Annotated in this window: 25 protein-coding genes; 5 read left to right on the top strand and 20 right to left on the bottom strand. The window is 30.7% G+C overall.

Annotated elements, in window-relative coordinates; translation table 11 throughout:
* The first annotated feature begins 109 nt into the window (after positions 1–109).
* Positions 110–895, top strand: coding sequence for a DUF5995 family protein (locus WN975_RS00790; RefSeq protein WP_337964765.1), 786 nt, complete (start codon positions 110–112; stop codon positions 893–895).
* A gap of 84 nt (positions 896–979) precedes the next feature.
* On the opposite strand, the gene WN975_RS00795 is transcribed toward WN975_RS00790, so the two are convergent.
* The 3 genes from WN975_RS00795 to WN975_RS00805 are packed head-to-tail and all read right to left on the bottom strand — an operon-like array spanning position 980 to position 2,407.
* Positions 980–1,630, bottom strand: coding sequence for a hypothetical protein (locus WN975_RS00795; RefSeq protein WP_337964766.1), 651 nt, complete (start codon positions 1,628–1,630; stop codon positions 980–982).
* A 32-nt stretch (positions 1,631–1,662) separates the two neighbouring features.
* Complete coding sequence (locus tag WN975_RS00800) at positions 1,663–2,169, bottom strand: hypothetical protein (protein WP_337964767.1); 507 nt, start codon at positions 2,167–2,169, stop codon at positions 1,663–1,665.
* Position 2,170: 1 nt separating this feature from the next.
* The gene (locus WN975_RS00805) at positions 2,171–2,407 is read right to left on the bottom strand and encodes a helix-turn-helix transcriptional regulator (RefSeq protein WP_337964768.1); all 237 of its coding nucleotides are present in this window, start codon (positions 2,405–2,407) and stop codon (positions 2,171–2,173) included.
* Between the two features lie 109 nt (positions 2,408–2,516).
* On the opposite strand from WN975_RS00805, the gene WN975_RS00810 reads away from it, so the two are divergent.
* On the top strand, positions 2,517–2,858 hold the full coding sequence (locus WN975_RS00810) for a hypothetical protein (protein WP_337964769.1): 342 nt from the start codon (positions 2,517–2,519) through the stop codon (positions 2,856–2,858).
* Positions 2,859–2,897: 39 nt separating this feature from the next.
* On the opposite strand, the gene WN975_RS00815 is transcribed toward WN975_RS00810, so the two are convergent.
* The 7 genes from WN975_RS00815 to WN975_RS00845 form a co-directional block, all read right to left on the bottom strand.
* Positions 2,898–3,170, bottom strand: a complete 273-nt coding sequence (locus tag WN975_RS00815; RefSeq protein ID WP_337964770.1) for a hypothetical protein — start codon at positions 3,168–3,170, stop codon at positions 2,898–2,900.
* A gap of 183 nt (positions 3,171–3,353) precedes the next feature.
* Positions 3,354–4,172, bottom strand: coding sequence for a DoxX family membrane protein (locus WN975_RS00820; protein WP_337964771.1), 819 nt, complete (start codon positions 4,170–4,172; stop codon positions 3,354–3,356).
* Positions 4,173–4,352: 180 nt separating this feature from the next.
* A complete protein-coding gene (locus WN975_RS00825; RefSeq protein ID WP_337964772.1) occupies positions 4,353–5,066 on the bottom strand; it encodes a hypothetical protein in 714 nt (237 codons plus the stop codon).
* Positions 5,067–5,153: 87 nt separating this feature from the next.
* Positions 5,154–5,528, bottom strand: coding sequence for a superinfection immunity protein (locus WN975_RS00830; protein ID WP_337964773.1), 375 nt, complete (start codon positions 5,526–5,528; stop codon positions 5,154–5,156).
* A 322-nt stretch (positions 5,529–5,850) separates the two neighbouring features.
* On the bottom strand, positions 5,851–6,492 hold the full coding sequence (locus WN975_RS00835; RefSeq protein ID WP_337964774.1) for a hypothetical protein: 642 nt from the start codon (positions 6,490–6,492) through the stop codon (positions 5,851–5,853).
* A gap of 107 nt (positions 6,493–6,599) precedes the next feature.
* Positions 6,600–7,442 carry a DUF3825 domain-containing protein gene (locus tag WN975_RS00840; protein WP_337964775.1) on the bottom strand — a complete coding sequence of 281 codons (843 nt, stop codon included), beginning with the start codon at positions 7,440–7,442 and terminating at the stop codon, positions 6,600–6,602.
* A gap of 130 nt (positions 7,443–7,572) precedes the next feature.
* Positions 7,573–8,202: a hypothetical protein gene (locus WN975_RS00845; RefSeq protein WP_337964776.1), complete on the bottom strand. Its 630-nt coding sequence runs from the start codon at positions 8,200–8,202 to the stop codon at positions 7,573–7,575.
* 214 nt (positions 8,203–8,416) lie between these two features.
* Here WN975_RS00845 and WN975_RS00850 point away from each other — a divergent pair, with 214 nt between their 5' ends.
* The 3 genes from WN975_RS00850 (at position 8,417) to WN975_RS00860 (ending at position 11,912) form a co-directional block, all read left to right on the top strand.
* Positions 8,417–8,827, top strand: a complete 411-nt coding sequence (locus WN975_RS00850; RefSeq protein ID WP_337964777.1) for a type II toxin-antitoxin system HicB family antitoxin — start codon at positions 8,417–8,419, stop codon at positions 8,825–8,827.
* 291 nt (positions 8,828–9,118) lie between these two features.
* Positions 9,119–10,195, top strand: a complete 1,077-nt coding sequence (gene prfA, locus WN975_RS00855) for a peptide chain release factor 1 (protein ID WP_042566333.1) — start codon at positions 9,119–9,121, stop codon at positions 10,193–10,195.
* A 385-nt stretch (positions 10,196–10,580) separates the two neighbouring features.
* Entirely contained in the window at positions 10,581–11,912 is a 1,332-nt protein-coding gene (locus WN975_RS00860) for a DUF5723 family protein (RefSeq protein WP_337964778.1), read from the top strand.
* A 458-nt stretch (positions 11,913–12,370) separates the two neighbouring features.
* Here the strand turns inward: WN975_RS00860 and WN975_RS00865 are convergent, their stop codons facing one another.
* From WN975_RS00865 to WN975_RS00910, 10 genes are all read right to left on the bottom strand, one after another.
* Positions 12,371–12,715: a hypothetical protein gene (locus WN975_RS00865; RefSeq protein ID WP_337964779.1), complete on the bottom strand. Its 345-nt coding sequence runs from the start codon at positions 12,713–12,715 to the stop codon at positions 12,371–12,373.
* A gap of 24 nt (positions 12,716–12,739) precedes the next feature.
* Positions 12,740–13,123 carry a hypothetical protein gene (locus WN975_RS00870; RefSeq protein WP_337964780.1) on the bottom strand — a complete coding sequence of 128 codons (384 nt, stop codon included), beginning with the start codon at positions 13,121–13,123 and terminating at the stop codon, positions 12,740–12,742.
* Between the two features lie 34 nt (positions 13,124–13,157).
* Entirely contained in the window at positions 13,158–13,442 is a 285-nt protein-coding gene (locus WN975_RS00875) for a YtxH domain-containing protein (protein ID WP_337964781.1), read from the bottom strand.
* A 51-nt stretch (positions 13,443–13,493) separates the two neighbouring features.
* On the bottom strand, positions 13,494–13,646 hold the full coding sequence (locus WN975_RS00880; protein ID WP_116753248.1) for a lmo0937 family membrane protein: 153 nt from the start codon (positions 13,644–13,646) through the stop codon (positions 13,494–13,496).
* A gap of 37 nt (positions 13,647–13,683) precedes the next feature.
* On the bottom strand, positions 13,684–14,325 hold the full coding sequence (locus WN975_RS00885; RefSeq protein ID WP_337964782.1) for a porin family protein: 642 nt from the start codon (positions 14,323–14,325) through the stop codon (positions 13,684–13,686).
* 38 nt (positions 14,326–14,363) lie between these two features.
* On the bottom strand, positions 14,364–14,933 hold the full coding sequence (locus WN975_RS00890; protein WP_337964783.1) for a DUF4142 domain-containing protein: 570 nt from the start codon (positions 14,931–14,933) through the stop codon (positions 14,364–14,366).
* A gap of 133 nt (positions 14,934–15,066) precedes the next feature.
* Positions 15,067–16,851: a CHASE3 domain-containing protein gene (locus WN975_RS00895; RefSeq protein ID WP_337964784.1), complete on the bottom strand. Its 1,785-nt coding sequence runs from the start codon at positions 16,849–16,851 to the stop codon at positions 15,067–15,069.
* Positions 16,852–16,861: 10 nt separating this feature from the next.
* Complete coding sequence (locus WN975_RS00900; RefSeq protein ID WP_337964785.1) at positions 16,862–17,311, bottom strand: response regulator; 450 nt, start codon at positions 17,309–17,311, stop codon at positions 16,862–16,864.
* Positions 17,312–17,332: 21 nt separating this feature from the next.
* The gene (locus tag WN975_RS00905) at positions 17,333–17,884 is read right to left on the bottom strand and encodes an AraC family transcriptional regulator (protein ID WP_337964786.1); all 552 of its coding nucleotides are present in this window, start codon (positions 17,882–17,884) and stop codon (positions 17,333–17,335) included.
* Between the two features lie 158 nt (positions 17,885–18,042).
* Positions 18,043–18,228, bottom strand: a complete 186-nt coding sequence (locus tag WN975_RS00910; RefSeq protein WP_121326018.1) for a CsbD family protein — start codon at positions 18,226–18,228, stop codon at positions 18,043–18,045.
* Positions 18,229–18,311: the final 83 nt, after the last annotated feature.

Here is an 18,311-nt window from a genome sequence, read left to right on the forward strand (position 1 = left end):
GTCAAATGATAAAAATAATAAGATAATTACCTCATAAAAATGCATTTCAAATGATTAAAATAAGTATATTCGTTCTACTTAATTTTATCATAACCAATTATAAATGAGTATGAAACAAGCAACTACTATAGACGAAGTAATTCAGTTTTTGGATGAAATAATCGAAAAATCAAAACTAGAACAAAGCGCTATAGGCTTATTTGCTACGCTATATCGTGAAGTTACGGTAAAAGTAAAAGAAGGAATCCGAGATGGTTCTTTTCAGAATGGGGAACGAATGGAAAAATTGGACGTTATTTTTGCCAATCGATACATAAAAGCATATTACCAATATAAAGCCAAAGAAAAACCATCTGAATGTTGGGGATTTGCTTTTGAGCAAACCGAAAAATATTGGCCAATAGTGCTTCAGCATTTATTATTGGGGATTAACGCGCATGTGAATCTTGATTTAGGAATAGCTTCGGCACAAGTAAGTACGGTAGAAGATATAGAGAGTTTAAAACACGACTTCGATCAAATAAATACGATTCTGAGTAATTTGGTTGGAGGTGTCGAAAAATGCTTAATCAAAATTTGGCCAACGCTCACAATGATCCTAAAATGGACAGGCAAAATCGACACCTTTTTTATTGATTTTAGTATGCAAACGGCAAGAGATGGCGCATGGAAATTTGCCAATGAATTTGTAGCAGTTCCGGAAAACCAAAGAGAATCCTGCACAAAACTAAGAGACGAAAGAATAACCGAAATCGCCCGATTAGTTTCGAATCCGGGATATTTTGTGAGTGCCGTTTTCAAATTCATTCGCTTATTTGAAAGAGGAACTGTCGCTCAAAAAATAATTGATATGCAAATCGCCGAGCAAAATAATGTTGAATGTGCGGTTGCTTAATTTTTGAAAAATAACATAAAAAATACGCAAAGTCAGAGTCATTTGCGTAGCGTTTTATGAATAATTTTTTCGTTAAGCAGATTGTTATTTAAAAGATTTAATAAAATTTTGAGTCAAAATAGCTCCTAAATTTTCATTTAGATAAGACACGGCTCCTGTATAAAGATGATTGTTTATGATAGTAAAGTAAATTTCCTGGGTATAAAATAATTCTCCTGTTTTAGGATGATAAAGATGCACCACGATTTTATTAAAGTCGTATTTGCCTAGTTTTACATCATTATTTACAATGTCAAACTTCATTCCTTTTCCAGAATATGTTTCTTCAAGTAATTTAAACATGAAAGATTTGTATTCTTCAAATGACATCTTCTTTTTGCCTTCTAAAGTTTCGTAGGTAGCAACGAAAGTATTGTATTTTTCTTTTTCAAAACTAATTAAAACATTAGTTTCTGAACTGATATTTTTTCCTTGAGAACTATTCTCTTTTATTGCTTCGTAACCTTTATCTTCTAATTGTTTAATTCTTTCTTTTGAAGTTATTGTAAAATCTGAAGGGATTTCAATTTGCCAATCGAATAAATTACATTTATACTTGCTATCTTCTATTTTACCATCTTCCAGAACCTCGACTATTAGCTCATTTTTATTCGAAGTATTAGTTTGTTTTTGTTGACAAAAGCAATAAAATGGAATGAAAGCTAGTAATAAAAGGTTGAAGTATTTTTTTTTCATGATGTGTGTTAAAACGTTTGATCGGATATTTATTAATTATTTAAATTTGTGTTTTTCGTAATAAAATCAGTTGCCAATTTTACTTTTTCAAATTTAGTCAAAGTCAAAATCTTTTTTTGATAAGTTTTATTTTCGTCTGTAATAAATATATTAAAACAATTTACAGAGTGATTTAAATCGGGTTCCCAATTATGAAGTTCTTTAATATTGTACGAATAAGCATAATTCGTTGAAAGTTTACCATTAGTTATAAAAAGTTGTTGAAAATCAGAAATCTCAATTAGTTTTTTTGTTAAAGTAAATCCAAACAAAGAAACAATTTTATAAAGTTTTTGATTTTCTATTGACAAACCTTTCTTCGTAAATAGAATAGAGATAAATATTAGATTCAAAAGAAATAAAATTATTTCAATAATATAATAAGATTTAAAATCAACAGAGTTTAGCATTCCAATAAAAAACATTCCGGTAATAAATGTCAAAATAATCAAATTTTGAAATTGTCTGAAGTCTAAATTTCGTTCTAAAATAATTTTCATTTTATAAATCTTTAATTAAATCACTAGGATTTATTTTTAAGGATTTAGCAATTTTAAACAAAGTGCTTATTTTCATTTCCTGAGAACCGTTGATGTATTTTCGTAAATTTTCTACATCCATTTCAGCTCCACTAGCGACCTCTCTTTGTTTAAGTTTATTATCTTCTATTATATCTTTTATTCTGATTCCTAATTGTTTTACAACTTCAGGAACCTCAGTTTTTCTTGTTCTTTTCATGGAAATAAAATTACAAGTAATAGATTGTTTTTACATGATTGTATACAATCGGTTGTATGTAACCGATTATTTTGTAATTTTACTTTTAAATAAGTAAATAAATTCAATCATGGAAATACAACATACAAAGCAAGTCACAGAATTTTTAGAATCCATGAATAGAATCAATAAATTCAAAAAACTAAAACAAGAAAATATCGGTGATAATTCGTTTAGCGTAAAGCTGAAAGTATCTTGTTATAACGAACTTAATTTAATGGTTTCAAGTCTTTTAAAAGCGAGTATTATTTTACTTAACGATGACGCCCGAAGTCAGGCAAGTTTTCCATTTAATGAAGCTGATAATAATGTAATGAATTTGCTTGAAATTGCTTTGCAGCTTTTACCAGAAGATGAAATGGAAATATTGGATGATTTGCATAAGGTTTATTTGCAAACTGATATAGTTTAAACTTTTCTATTGTTAGCGAAAGTGGTTACGGATAAAAAATTAATTCAGTGTGTTTTCTCTAATTGCTATTATAATTTTCTGATAATTTTCAAAATGATCAGGACTAATCAATAATTCTGTACCATCTTCAAGAAATACTGTACTTTCAAAATAACCTGTTGTTATTTGTCCTGCATCGCTATAAGATCCTTGAATACGTTCTGTTTGAACTTTTAAAACTGAAGAATAAGGAATAAATTCTACTTTCTTTGAAGTTAAAGTTTTTCTTTTTATACCTTTTTTTGTGACAGTAATTTCATAAATCGAACTCATTGTGTTAATGTGGAAAAAGAAGCTTAACGCTAAAAATATAAGCGATCCGAAAGTTATTTTATAATTTTCGGTACGAAAACTATCGAAAAAATAAGAGAGACAAATGAAATCAAATATAATGTAAACAAGGTTAATTCTAATTAAAAATAAAGTTCGAAATTTTGAATGTATTTTCATTTGTTATTACCTTATTGTTGTTTTACGATCATTTGTCAATGCAATTACTAATGCAATACCGCAGAAAAGCAACGCAACAAATGCACGAACAATTTCGTTTCCGCCACCTGCCGATGGATTTGCAATGGCATCAGGAATATGAAAGAATAGAAAAAACAGTAAAAGCGTAAGTGCTAAAAGAAGCGCAATTGGTTTTATTAATATTTTGAAAATAATTGAAATTCCGGCAATGACAAGAGCAACACCAAAAAAATAAGTCCAAAACATAGGCGCTGGCAACCATTTTGGTACCATTGTAGCGATAAAGTTGGCAAAAGCAAAATGACTCAATCCAAATAATATCATTAGAATCGAATAAAAAACTCGCCCACACGGAATAAGTTTTTCTAAAAATGTTGTGAAATTCTTTTCGCCTCCAGCAGGAATGTTCTCTGTAAATGATCCCGCCATTACAAACGCTCCACCACTATAAGTTAATTCTTCGAGAGCATTTATCCAAACCTGAAAATCGGGAGTTTTATCTGCACTAAGCATTATAATATAAGGCAAATGAGAAGTGATAATTGCAAAAAGAAAACCAAAACCTAAATAAAGACATACTTTTTTTGTGTCTATAGATTTAATTTTAAATAATCCCGAAATGATAATTCCCGAAAATATCAAAGCTATTCCGGTAAGAATAAGGAAGATAGCATTCTCATTAGCCCAAGCCGGAAACGGAGATAAAATTTCTGAACGAAAATTTTTGATAATAATTTGATGAATCCCCAAAGCAACAACACCGATACCATAAAATGCACGGCCGATTTTAATAAGTTTTTCCATTAGTGGTTTAGTTAGAAAAAATGATTAAATAATAGATTTTGGTAACTATCAAATATATAAATTAATTCAGAAAATACTTGTTTAAGGTTTTGGTTTTTAATGGTTTGAAAGAAGATACACAAAGTGAAGAACATTTGTGTGTTTTTTTATGAGGAACACTTCGGAGAGTGAAGCTACTTTTTAATTTTTATCCAAGTCAATAAAACTCCAATTGCTGTTATTAAAACTATCGATATTTCCGAATTTTTGTTGAAGTGAGAGAAAATTAGCAATTTCTAATAGATCGTTTTTTCTTAGTTCACAGTGTATTAGTTTTTTCTGCTTTAAGGAAAGAATAACCAATTGTATGGTTTTATGTTCGTTTACCCATTGCTTTTGATAATCTGTAAAACACGTAGTAAGTTTTTCAAATATACTAACAAGTGTGTTGCTATTTGTGTTTTCTAGCAAATGGATAAATGCCCCATTTTGTTCCTCTCTTATCAATTTTAAAATATCTTTTCCAGTTTTTTTAATTCCAGAATTACGATGTTTAAATTCAATATTCATTATACGCTCGTAATTAATAGAGTTTTTTTTAAACACGCACATATCATGAGAAGCTAATTGACCTTCATTTTCAACCTTAATATCTTCGTAAGTTTTGCCAAATGAAAATTTCCCTGTTGTTGGTGTTTCAATGGAATAATACAAACCAGGATATTTTATCTTAAATTCTTCTATGAATAAAACACGAAGTTCTTGTTCAGATATTCTCTTTATCTCTTTAGAACCATCAGATTGAATTTTTACTGGAAAAATAAGTTGTTCGGTTGAGTTGCTTCCATCTTTTTCAAAATCTAAAGTGGCAAGACGAGTTAATACCTTTTTGCTTAATTCAAGAATATCAATCATAAGATTTATAATAAGATTGTTTTTATTTAATATTGATTTGTGCGAACGTCTCGCTCATTCCCGCAAAGTATTTTATTGTTTTGAAAATTATGAAGTCAAAAGTTTTGATTTTTGTTGTTCGAACTCTTCTTGAGATAAAACACCGGAATCTAACAAATCTTTTAGTTTTTGTAAACTATTTAATTTTTCATTAAAATCATTTTTTTGCAAATCTGAGAAGTTTTCTTCTTTTGAATAAGAATTATTGTTTACTACTATTGTTTGAGATTCGTTATTTGTTGTACAAGCCCATACTAATGAAACTATCCAACCAATGAATGTCCAACCTAAAAAGAGATTCAATAGTATGATTGCAGTACGATTAGTTTTTTTACGACCTAGAGCAATAAGAGCTGGCAAAAAGTAAAGTGCTAAAAAAGGAATTACAATTATAAGTAATTCTGTTGCTCCAATTCTTCCCATAAAGTTTGTTTTGGTTAGTTAATATTTGGTTTTAGTTATTGTCTATATGGATTTGCTTGATTAGGACAGGTGGATTGTTGGATGTTTTGCGTAAGATTTACTTGTAATTTTTATAAGCTTTTATACGCAGTGTCCGAAGTCTCCTGATTTCGGACCCGCTGCTATATACCGATAACTCGAATTTACAATATTTGTCCATAAAGATTGGATTTTATACTTTTAATTTTAGTATTGTGTCTCACTGTTGCGGGCACGGATTGTAAATCCGCGTGACCGAAAATGAAGATACATCCGCGTAATTTGGGATCGTAATATTAAAGTTTTATTTGATATTTTTAATTGCATTTTTAATTGCTTCGTATTGATTTTTTTCAATTTCAACTTTTTGTGTGGGTTTATCCTTTAAGTTTATAATTAAGTTAAATATTAATGCAAAAATTGCAACACCCAGTGCTATTTGTGTAATTAAAATTTGTCTTTTAAATCTTTGTTCATCTCTAGGTACATATTCATTTTCACAAAAGCGTTTAAACTCTTCTGTCGAATAAATTTCCTTATTGGTATATTCACAAAGTAAATCGATTACATTTTGGTCATTAAAATTATAACCAACAGATGGTAAATTTGATACACAACCTCCAAATTTATTTGATGCCATACCATTAGAACCTCTTTCTAATAATAAAATATATCCATCTTTTTCAAGCATTTTAATGAGATTAACCACTTGTAGAATGAATAAAGATAATTCATCAGTTTTATTTATAATGTATTCGCTTTCGGCAGGTGTTGGTGCTTGATTTCTAATTGTGAAATCCAAAGAGGCACTTCTAGGATTTCTATTTACTATGATACAAACTCCTTTTAAGTCGCTATCTATAATATTACCTAAAAAGTTATTTGATCCACTATTTTTTAATATTCTATCGCAAATATTTGTTTCTAATTTACTTAAAAGTCTCATTTATTATTTTTGGTTTTATTAGGTTATGTATTATGTTGAAGATATTTTGTAAATATTTTTTTTTAACTAAAATTATAATTTCGCCAAATCACTAAGTTGGCAATCTTTTATGGAGTTAACCAGTCGTCATCTGGTTTTGTAATTAATCTAGCGTCTATGTATGCCATATCCATAGTCAAAATTGTCTTGCCTCTATAAATATTACGTTGTTTGTCTTTGTCTATTACGAAAGCAAGTTCCGCTAAGTTTTCCTCATTTGTCAATACAAGTGGTAGTAATAATTGTATTTTTCCTTCATACCAATGAGGTATAGCAATTTTATAATTTCGTTTAACTTTTTCTTTCAAGGCTTGAATTGAGCCAAGTATAATATTCTCCGCCATCTTTGCATTTCCTTGTAGAATTGATGGAAACCTAATAATATTTTGCTCAACTATATGTGTCAAATTTGTGTCAATTTCTAGTTTTGTATCAAAAACCAAATCATTTGCGTCATCAATATATGTTGCTATTTCAGGCGTAGGAGCATAAAATTGCATTTTTTCTGAATAACTGTCGATAAATGCGTAAAATGTCCAGTCGCATTGATTTCTATCTTTTGCTTGGCCATTTTTGAAAAAAGTTGCAAAAATATCTTTACCTCTTTTTGTTTGTAGTCCGGTATTAAAGCAGCATTTGTCTTTTTCTTTTGAATAAACAATTTTATTTTGTTCTACAACTCTTAAAAAAGTATAATTCAAATAGTTTGTAAGGATAGGGTAATTTTGATTTGGATATTTATTTCTAAATTCTTCTGTTTTAAAATTCCATTCTTCTTGATTTCGTGTCATTTTTGATAAATAAGAGAATGGAGTTTCCCAAGTTTGTCCTTCTTCTCCGTTGAATGGAAAATGGGCAAAATATTTTCTAGGACTTTGATCTTTGTATTTTTTTGTTAAACTTTCGTACATCTTATTTCTTTTTAAAATTAGTACATGTTAAATAATTGACTTTTTTTAAAACAAACATCGTCTTTATTTCAAATTAACCACCACGTAAAAACACCTGATTTTATGTAAATCTGTACTATTAAGATGTACTTTATTTAATTTTTATCGCTTCGTCGAATTTTCCATTTTTACCATATAAACCTAAGTTTCCGTTTGATTCTAAAATATAATATTCTCCATTTTCGTTATCATCTTGGTATTTTATTTTTCCTTTTATATTTGATTCAACGATTTCACTATCCATTTTACTGCCGTCTTTGAATGTAATTCTCATTATTTTTTTCTGAGATGAGTTTTTAAAAAGAACTAAAGTTCCGCCCATTAGACTTTTTTCACTACGCCATTTATTTAAAACTTCTCCGTCTATATCTTTTGTTTTAGAAGTTATCACATCTTGACTTTCTGTCGATCCTATAATATTAATTTCTAAAGTTGGTGTAAAGTGTGTTGTAGCCCAAGCCATTCCTTCTGTCATATTTGGTATATGATAAAAGATCCAAAGCTTATTATATTCACCACGATCTTCTCGAATTTTCATGGCAATTTCTTGAAGAACTTCTTTACCAACTTTTTTATTCAAACTAACTTCAATATTGTTTTTACTTAAACTAGGATTAGGCTCTTCTTTTGTAATTTCCCACTTTACATCTTCAGGAATATTTGAGTTTTTTTTGCAAGCGACGAAAATTAGAATTAGAAAAATGAATGAGATTTTTTTCATGATTTAAGAGTTTAGTTCATATCAAATTATATTTTCAAAACTAACTCCTTTAAATTCAATGATTTTACGGAAATCCATAAATACTTGAATTAATTTAAGATATAACATTTTTGTTATATAGCAGAAATGTTATAAATTTACTTAGCTAATAGTATTTTGAAAGCAGCAGGACTTAAATAATTCTACAGCTTTTTACAATTTAATTCAGATGAATATGAATACAGAAAAAAGGATAATTTCGGTTATTATTGAAAAAACTTCTACAGGTTTTTCGGCTTATGCAAGAGAAATTGATGGATTGGCTACAGTAGGAAGTACAATATCTGAGATAAAAGCAAATTTTAACGAGGTCCTTCAATATCATGTAGAATATCTACAAGAACAAGGAGAAAAGGTTACAATCGCTGATTTCGATATTAGTTATCAAGTAGATTTAGAACAGGTATTTGATTATTTTAGTGTAATCAATAAATCAGCTTTTGCAGAGCATTACGCAGGAATTAATCAAAGTTTATTCCGCCAATATACTAAAGGTTTAGCAACTTTGTCGAGTGATAAAATGTTGCAGATTTCTAAAGGTTTACACAAATTAGCAGATGAGTTAAGTGATCTGACTTTAGTGTAAGTATAATTAGGTAAGTTATTTTTGGAGATAAAAGCTAATTAAAACCTAAAAGCTCTAGCCCTGATAGAAGCGGTATCCTTTTACTGGCTTCTTTAGCCAGGAAAAGATACAAGTGGATAGCAGGAAACAGCTCTAAAAAAGATATAGCGAATAGGCAGTTCTGATAATTATCGAGATCGAAAAAACGATCCTAATTCCACTAAAAATTAGCCTTAAAAAACTCAAAAGGTTATTGGTAGAATTTTAAACAAAAATTTCGTAATTTTGCACTCCAATAAAAGGAATTAGAAAATGTTAGATAGACTTCAAATAGTAAAACAACGTTTTGACGAGATTTCGGATTTGATTATCCAGCCGGATGTTATTTCTGATCAGAAACGTTATGTGCAATTGAATCAAGAGTACAAAAACTTGAAAGCATTGGCTGAAAAGCGTGATGAATATGTGCTTTTGATGGCTAATATAGATGAGGCAAACGAAATTATTGCTGACGGAAGTGATGCAGATATGGTCGAAATGGCCAAAATGCAACTAGATGAAGCAAAAGAAAGATTGCCGGAACTTGAGGAAGAAATCAAGTTTATGTTGATCCCTAAAGATCCTGAAGATGCTAAAAACGTGATGGTCGAGATTCGTGCCGGAACGGGTGGAGATGAAGCAAGTATCTTTGCAGGAGATTTATTTAGAATGTATACTAAATATTGTGAGAATCAGGGTTGGAGAACTTCTGTGGTAGATATGAACGAAGGAACTTCTGGAGGTTTCAAAGAGGTTATTTTTGAAGTTTCGGGAGAGGATGTTTACGGAACTTTGAAGTTTGAAGCTGGTGTTCACCGTGTACAACGTGTTCCTCAGACTGAAACGCAAGGTCGTGTGCATACATCTGCAGCTACTGTTATGGTTTTGCCGGAAGCAGAAGAGTTTGATGTACAAATTGATATGAACGATGTTCGTGTTGATTTCTTCTGTTCATCTGGACCTGGAGGACAATCTGTAAATACGACGAAATCTGCTGTACGTTTAACGCACATTCCAACTGGATTGGTGGCGCAATGTCAGGATCAGAAATCACAACACAAGAATAAAGATAAAGCGTTGAACGTTTTACGTTCTCGTTTGTACGAACAAGAATTGGCTAAAAAAGAAGCTGAAGATGCTACAAAACGTACTTCTCAGGTTAGTTCTGGAGACAGATCGGCTAAGATTCGTACTTACAACTACGCACAAGGTCGTGTGACGGATCACAGAGTTGGTTTGACACTTTACGATCTAGGAAATATCATGAATGGTGACATTCAGAAAATTGTTGCCGAGTTACAATTGGTTAACAATATGGAGAAATTAAAAGAAGCTTCAGAGGTTTTCTAATTTGAGGTTCTAAGGTTCTGAGATACTTAGTTGCTAAGCTTTTCTTAGAATGATAAAAATTAAAGTCGAACTTATGTTCGGCTTTTTTTGTTTTTGGATGTAAGATATTTTGACTTTTTTTGTAAAAACGAGATTTTAAAACAAAACTTTGTTTCGGGATTTCTGGTTGTAAAACGTGATGTTTACGAATCTTAATTAAGGACAATACTACAGCGTACTTTTATGAAGTAAGATTTATAACATTTTTTAATAAAACTTAGATACTTAAGAACTTAGTGTCTGAGAATCTCAAAAAAGCTTTAATTGATCAAAGATTAATTGAGGCTTTTTTTTCTGAATTTTTTGTTAAATATTTGTTCGACCAACCAACCAATTAAAATATTTTATGAAAAAAGCTTTATTATTATGTTGCTTCTTAGGAAGCATTTTTTATGCCGACGCACAATCGTATTTTGGATTCAGAGATGATAATTACGCCGGAATTCAGAGTGTGTTATTTAATCCGTCTGCTGTTGTAGATTCTAAATACAAAGCTGATGTTACTCTTTTTTCAGCAAGCGCAACAGGACAAAATGATTTGTATGGAGTTAATTTTCCGGAAGTACTAGGCGGAGGTTATGATTTTGATAAAGAGGCGAATAAAAATATTAAGAATAATAATAGAGGAAATTTCAATGTCGATATTCTGGGACCTTCGTTTATGCTAAATATTACAGATGAGCATAGTATTGCGATTTTTTCAAGAGTACGAAGTATTAGTAATCTTGTAAATATAAACGGAGAACTTTTTGACGAGGCAAATAAGGACACTGATCTTTCAAAAAGCTTTTTTATAACAGGCGGAAATCCTAATGTGGTTACTAATTCCTGGGCAGAGATTGGAGCGAGTTACGGTACGATATTATTGAATGAGGAAGACCATTTTATCAAAGCCGGTATTACGGTTAAATATTTAATGGCGGGCACAAATGGTTATATTAACGGAAGTAATCTGAGTGTTGCTTTTAATAAAAATGATGCCGATCCGTCTTTGAGTGAATATAACTCGACCGGAACTTTAAAAACGGCTGCAAGTTATAATTATGAAAACGGAAACGATCCTAAATTTAATACTGCTTTTGGAGGAGTGGGACTTGATCTTGGTTTTACATATGAATATCGTACCAATTGCCATACTTGCAGAGGAAACAGATATAAGTTTAAAGCTGCCGTTTCGGTGACGGATATAGGGAAACTTAATTATAAAAACATTATCGAGAACACCTACGATCTAACCGGAAAAGTTACGCAGGCAGACCTTGATAATGCAGATAATATATTTGATTTTTTTAATTCAAATTATACTAAAATTGCAACTAGAAAAGGTGTACAAGCCAATTTACCAACTACTTTGCATTCTAATTTTGACTGGAATATTGATCAGCGATTTTATCTGAATTTAAGCGGCGATTTTGGCTTGATTGATGCTCAGAAAATGAACGGAACTGCAATTGCTAATTCGGTTACGTTTACGCCGAGATATGAAACCAGACAATTTAGTTTTTATGTACCAGTAACCTGGATGCAATATAGCGGTACTCAAATAGGAACCGGTTTTAGAGCTGGTCCATTGTTTATAGGTTCGGGATCTTTAATTTCTAATTTGTTTTCAAACAATTCCAAAGCATGTAATTTGTATGTTGGTTTAAAATTACCAATTTATCAAAATTATAACTAGAAGGTTCTGAGGTTCTGAGTTGCTGAGGTTCTAAGTTTTTTTAGGCTCAAAGTTGCAAAGGTTCAAAGGGACAAAGGTTTTTTGTAGAGATGCACAGCAGTGCATCTTAAAATCTCTAGGTTTTAAAAAAACAAAAGACCCTGTTTCACCAATGTGAAACAGGGTCTTTTTTGGTTCAGACAAAGTCTTGTTTTAAGTTTACAAATAAATCTTAGAACCTTAGTGACTTAGTACCTCAGAACCTTAAAATATATAGTGAAGGATATTAACTGTTTAACCGTTTGTCTACAAGAAACGTATAAAGCAAGTTAGATACCTAGAAATACTCGTGTAAATTCAAAACATTTATATAGATTAGAGTACATGTACACACCGTTCTTTAATACTATATCGGTTAGTTTCTTTTCCATAATACATAAAATTTAGTTTAGACAATACTCTATCGATGATTCTTTTTATTATGCTTCCTCTTTTGAGGATTCATGTGGTTTTGAAACTAAATTGGTTACGACAAGCTGTAACAACGATCCGAAGATATTCTTGAAAGTCGAAGTGCTTTTGCCAACCACAAATCTTTTTGCGAGATAACCAATTCCGATGCTAATCGCAGATTGTGCCAAATTGCTTTTAAAACCCACAGTTTCGTTAATTTCCTCGACTGTGTTTCTGATGAGGTTTAGAGGTTTTAAATTATCCTTAATCTCATCTATTTCATCTTTAATAGCGCACCATTCTGCATCCTGTCGGATTTCCAGTTGTTCTATCATCTGATTTAATGAATCAATAGTATAAATAGTTTCCATAACAGTCTTTTTTAGTTTTATCAATTAGTTTAAATCAGTTTTTGGTTTCTCTTTTTTAGTTTCTTTTAGAATACTGGTAATAATCATATTACCAATAGGAGTTTTAATCAGTTTGTGCTGCGTTTTGAGCATCACTATGGCAACAATTAAGTAAAAAAGCGCCATGATAAAAAAACCGTAATAATACTCTCCAAGTTCTTTTCCAATCCATAAACTAATCCCAATATTCAGGAACAAGGTAAAAAATGCAACAACAGCGCCTACTGCGATCTTTGATGTCAATGTCGATAAAACATCGGCTGATGTTGATACCGTTTTGAGTTTAATTAATTCTAAACTCGTTTTGGTATAATTTTCTGCTTTCTCATAAAGATTTAAGTTCTCGTTTGTTGTTGCATTTGATTCCATGATAGAGGGTATTTATGGTTTAAAAAGTTCACTTTTAATAGTTCGTTTTTACAGTCTTTGCTTCGTCTTTAATAGTGTTGAAGTCTTCTTTTGCCTGATTAAATTTTGCTTTTCCTTCCTCAAGGATATCTTTACCATTTGAAGTAATTGAACTTACAATTCCGTCAAATTTGGTTTTTGCTTTATCTCCGTAATCTTTCGATTTATCTGAGATTTTTTTTCTTGTATTTGAACCTTTGTCCGGTGCAAATAAAACTCCTAAAAATGCTCCTGCAGCTGCAGCTCCTAAAATTCCTAAAATTGTGTTACTCGTTTTCATAATATTTGATTTTAATAGATTGATATAAATTATTTTAATAGTTTGTGATTTTTAAATTTCGCGACCTTTGATCAGTCTGAATAGTATTGCGATTATGGCAATTACAAGCAGAATATGAATAATGCTTCCCAGGCTGTAAACAAAGAATCCTAAAGCCCACAGAATAACAAGTATTACTGCGATTGTGTATAATAAATTAGACATGGTTTCTATCTTAATGGTTAATAATTAATTCTTGTTTTTAATTTAACTTATACGAAAGGTATAATGTCAAATTACTGTTTTTTGCATCTGGAAAAGTATAAGTTGTTCCTGCAAAAGTTCTTTCTTTTCCAACAGTTGTTAAACCGTAATTGTAACGTAAACCAATGCTTATTGGGTTAAAATCTACTCCGACACCTGCTGATAAACCAGCATCAAACTTGTTCAAATCTTCAGTGTCAATTTGTTGATCGAAAACAACATCTCCTTCACCTGTAACTTTAGAATCTACTAAGTAAGAAGCATAACCACCGGCATGAACGTTGAAGTTTTTAGTGATATTAACTCTTACCAATAAAGGAACTTCGATATAGTTTAATCTAAATTTTGCATTTCCGCTTGCAAAAACATTGTTGTAATCCAGTTCAGCACCTTTTGTAGTAAACAAAATCTCTGGTTGAATGGCTACAAAATCTGAAATAGGTAATGTGGCATAAACTCCGGCGTTGAAACCGTATAATACATTGTCGTCATTAGCATCATTTTGATATAGATTAGACATGTTAAATCCCCCTTTTACACCAAATTCGGTGTTGACATTATTGTCCTGAGCGTGCAGCATTCCAAATGAAGCTGTTAAAAAAAGGGTTAAGGCGCATAAAAAATTTGATTGCAATTTCATAGTTAAAAAATTTAGTTAATTAATAATAGTATCGGCGTTTAGATATATTCTTTGTTAATTCGCTCCGTTTCCCTCAAGAGCTCATATTGTTCAGGCAAATACTGTAATACCAACTTTAGAATTGTTTTATCGTTTGTTTCTTTTGATATCGATTCAAACAAATCTATCTGTTCGTTCAAAGATTGAGACATTGAGTTTAGATATGCTTTCTTAAAAGCGTCATCCGTTACGTCAATAAGATCATAAAGATCTCTTTTGTGCGTCGCATTTATTTCGGTTATAATGATTAGCTTTTTATTGGCTATTTTATTTACTTCCTCTAATAAACTGCTTTGATTTAACTCAATCTTTTTACTTAATTCCTGTATTTTAATTTCTGAACTTTTTTGTTGTGCAATTTGACTTTTCGAAATAATTGTTTTACTCACATTTGCCGTTGCAATAAAAAAAAAGGCTTCAATTTCTTCTTTTTCATTTTTTATAAAAGTTTCATTTTTCAAAGTTGTTTCTATTGGATTAGTTTTTCTGCAAGATGACATACAAACTATTATTATCAATAAAAAAACGGCTTTAATAAATGCTGCTTTTAAGGGGGGAATTGCTTTCATTATTACTTCTTAAAGTATTACATTACAAAGATGCTAACGAATGAAAGATTTTGCTTTACAGCATAAAAAAGAAACGTTATATAATTCCCATAATGGATTTATATAACGCTTATTATGTAGTTGTTGAAGAGGTTTAATCTGGTAGAAAAACAGTAAAAACAGAACCTTGATTCACAGTACTATCCGCAATAATATGACCTTTGTGGTTGTCTACGATTTTCTTACAAATTGCAAGCCCAATTCCGGTTCCGGGATAATCAGTTTTAGAATGTAAACGTTGGAACAAAACAAAGATGGTTTCTTTAAACTGAGGATCAAAACCCATTCCGTTATCTGTAAAAGTTATCTTATGGAATTTCTTTACATCTTGTTCTAATAAATCAGGATAATCTGCCGAAAGTACTTTTTCACTTTCAATTGTAATTTGTGGTGTAATATCCGGCTGACTGTATTTTAAAGAATTTCCAATCAAGTTGATGAAAAGCTGTTCGATCTGATAAGGAATTACAGCCAGTTTAGGCAATTTTGAAGCCGTAATAACCGCTTTCTTTTCGTTAATTATTTCAATCAGTTCAGCTTCTGCATTTTCGAGCAATTCATTTAAGTTTGATTTTATAAACTCTTTTTTGGTTGTATTAGTTCTCGAAAATAAAAGTAAATCATCAATAAGGACACGCATTCTTTTGGCCGAAACTTCGATTTTTGCAATATAATCCCTTGCGCTTTGAGACATAACAGCTTTGTCAGCATCTGATACTCTCGAAATAAAAGTCTGGATTTTTCTAAGTGGTTCCTGTAAATCGTGACTTGCAACGTGATTGAAAGAAGCTAATTCTTTATTGCTTTTTTCAAGTTCTTTATTTCGTTCCTGAAGTTCGATATTAAGTAAATGTTCGTCTGTAATATCAAAATTAATTCCAAGTAGAATTTTACTTCCTTGTTGATCCGTTAATAATTTTCCTGTAGTTTTAAAATATCGGACTTCATGACTCGGCAACATTATTTTATAATAAACGAAAGGCAATTGTTTATTTTGAAGAATTCCTTCCATAGATTTAGAAACAGTTTCTTTATCATCCGGATGAACAAAATCCAAGAAAGTTTCCTTTACAGGAACAAAAGCATTTGGTTCATAACCTAACAAACGAAATTGATTGTCTGAATAATCTATTTTTTGAGAGTCTAAATCCCATTGCCAAGTGCTGAATTTACCAATAACTTCAGATTCAGCAATAAGTCCGTTTGAAATTAAAAGTTTTTTGTTGAATACTTTTAAGCGTTCAATATCGCGGCTAATTTGTCTGTAAGCCAATAAAATAAAACATAATGCAACGAGAAATAAAGAAATAGAGAAGAGTGGACTTAATGAAATTTCGGCATCGTAAATTTTTAATCTTTTGGATAAATAACTTTTCTCGATATCGTTCATTTCGTCAACCTTAAAACGAATGTTTTCCATCAGAATTCGACCGCCAAACATATGATTGTCGAGTTTTCGTTTATCATATGTTTTGGGATCGCTATATTTTAGGCAATTTTCAAAAGAAACAAAACGCTGAATAATCAGCTTGAATAGATTTTGAAGATTTTGCTGCTGAACGGGATTATCAGCAGTTAATTTTTTTAACCTTATAAATGAAGTGTTTACCTTGTCTCGCGAATAAATATAAGGCGTTAAAAAACGGGCATTACGTGTAATTATATACCCACGCTGACCCGTTTCGGCATCCTTAATCGCCGACATTAATCGTTCCAGTTGTATGTTTATTTCATACGTATGCATTACCAACTTACTGGATTCGTTCAAATCCTGGTTGTGTTTGTAAGCAATAGAAGATAGAAATAACAAAATGAAAACTGCGATTACAAAAATAACTCTCAATGAGTTTGAAGAATTAAAATTTGGTATCCATTTCATTGGTATTCTATTATTTTAGTCGGAGCAGGAAATTATCACGGTTTAACCCAGAGGTATGATAGTGCCAGTTTACGGTCACGACTTCATTAATTATTTTTTTAAGCGTGTTAAAATCGCTTGGTTTTTTGATATAAATGTTGGCTCCCTGAATAAACGTGTCTTCAATATCTTCCTCAGATGATGAAGTCGAGTAGATCGCAATGATAATATTTTTAAGACGTTCTGTCTTTTTTATTTCGATTAAACATTCTTTCCCCGTTTTTTTAGGCATATTTAAATCCAGAAACAAAATATCCGGCAATTTATTTTCAGGATCATGTAAATGATCCATTAATTGCATTCCGTCATGAACAAAGTCTACGTTAGTTTGTATTTTGATTTCTTCAAAAGCATCCTTAAAAAAAAGACGATCATCTTCATCATCATCAGCCAATAAAATGTATAATGCGTTTTTTTGCATTTTAGTATGGTATTTGGGTTTTTATTTTAAATTTTCTCTGCGTTTCTTAATTATTCTCTGAAAAGCCGATGGCGTTATTCCAGTTGTATTTTTAAACTGCGTACTCAAATGTGCAACACTCGAATAGTTTAGTAAAAATGCAATTTCGGTCAAACTCATTTCGTTAATAATAATTAATTGTTTCGCTCTTTCAATTTTCTGTAAAATGATAAAATTCTCAATAGAAGAGTAGGTTACTTCCGAAAAAACATTCGATAAATAACCATAACTGTGATTTAGCTTCTCAGCAAGAAACACAGAACTTTTATAATTATTGCTGTCGTCCATAAAGACCAGTTCAATAATAGCATCTTTTATTTTTTGAACCAGTACACTTTTCTGATTTTCTACAATCTCAAAGCCACACGGACTTAAATTATTTTTTAAAGTTTCAAGTGCATTTGCATCAAGATTGTCGGTAATCTCAATCTCTCCAAACCCCAAAGTTGTAAAATTAATATTTTGTTGTTCCAGGTTTTGTTTTAAATAAAGAGAGCAAATGGTGTTTATGTCGAACTTTATAAATAGTTTCATTTTAAAGAAATTTGGTTAAAGATAATTAAATTATTTGTGGTTACGGCTTTTAATGCCTGCCAGAGTTATATAAACATTAAAAATATGAAATAAAATTTTCAAAAAAATACCGTCTAATATGTTTTACTAGACGGTATTTTTGATTGATTAACAGGGATTTACAAATCGGAAAGGATTTGATGAAATTCCTCTTTTGTTGCTCCTAATTTTTGCTGAAGTCTTCCGTACATTTCGTCTTCTTTTCCTTCGGCAAACATCAAATCATCATCTGTCAGAGTTGCGTATTTTTGTTTCAATTTCCCTTTTAACTCATTCCAATTTCCTTTTATTTCTGTAGTATTCATGATATTTTTTTTTGTGATTAATAGTATTGTAAAATTGCAAATTCTTGGTTCGAATTGTGTTACATCAATTTTGTCAAGCGTTG

The organism is uncultured Flavobacterium sp., assembly GCF_951805225.1.
GTDB lineage: Bacteria > Bacteroidota > Bacteroidia > Flavobacteriales > Flavobacteriaceae > Flavobacterium.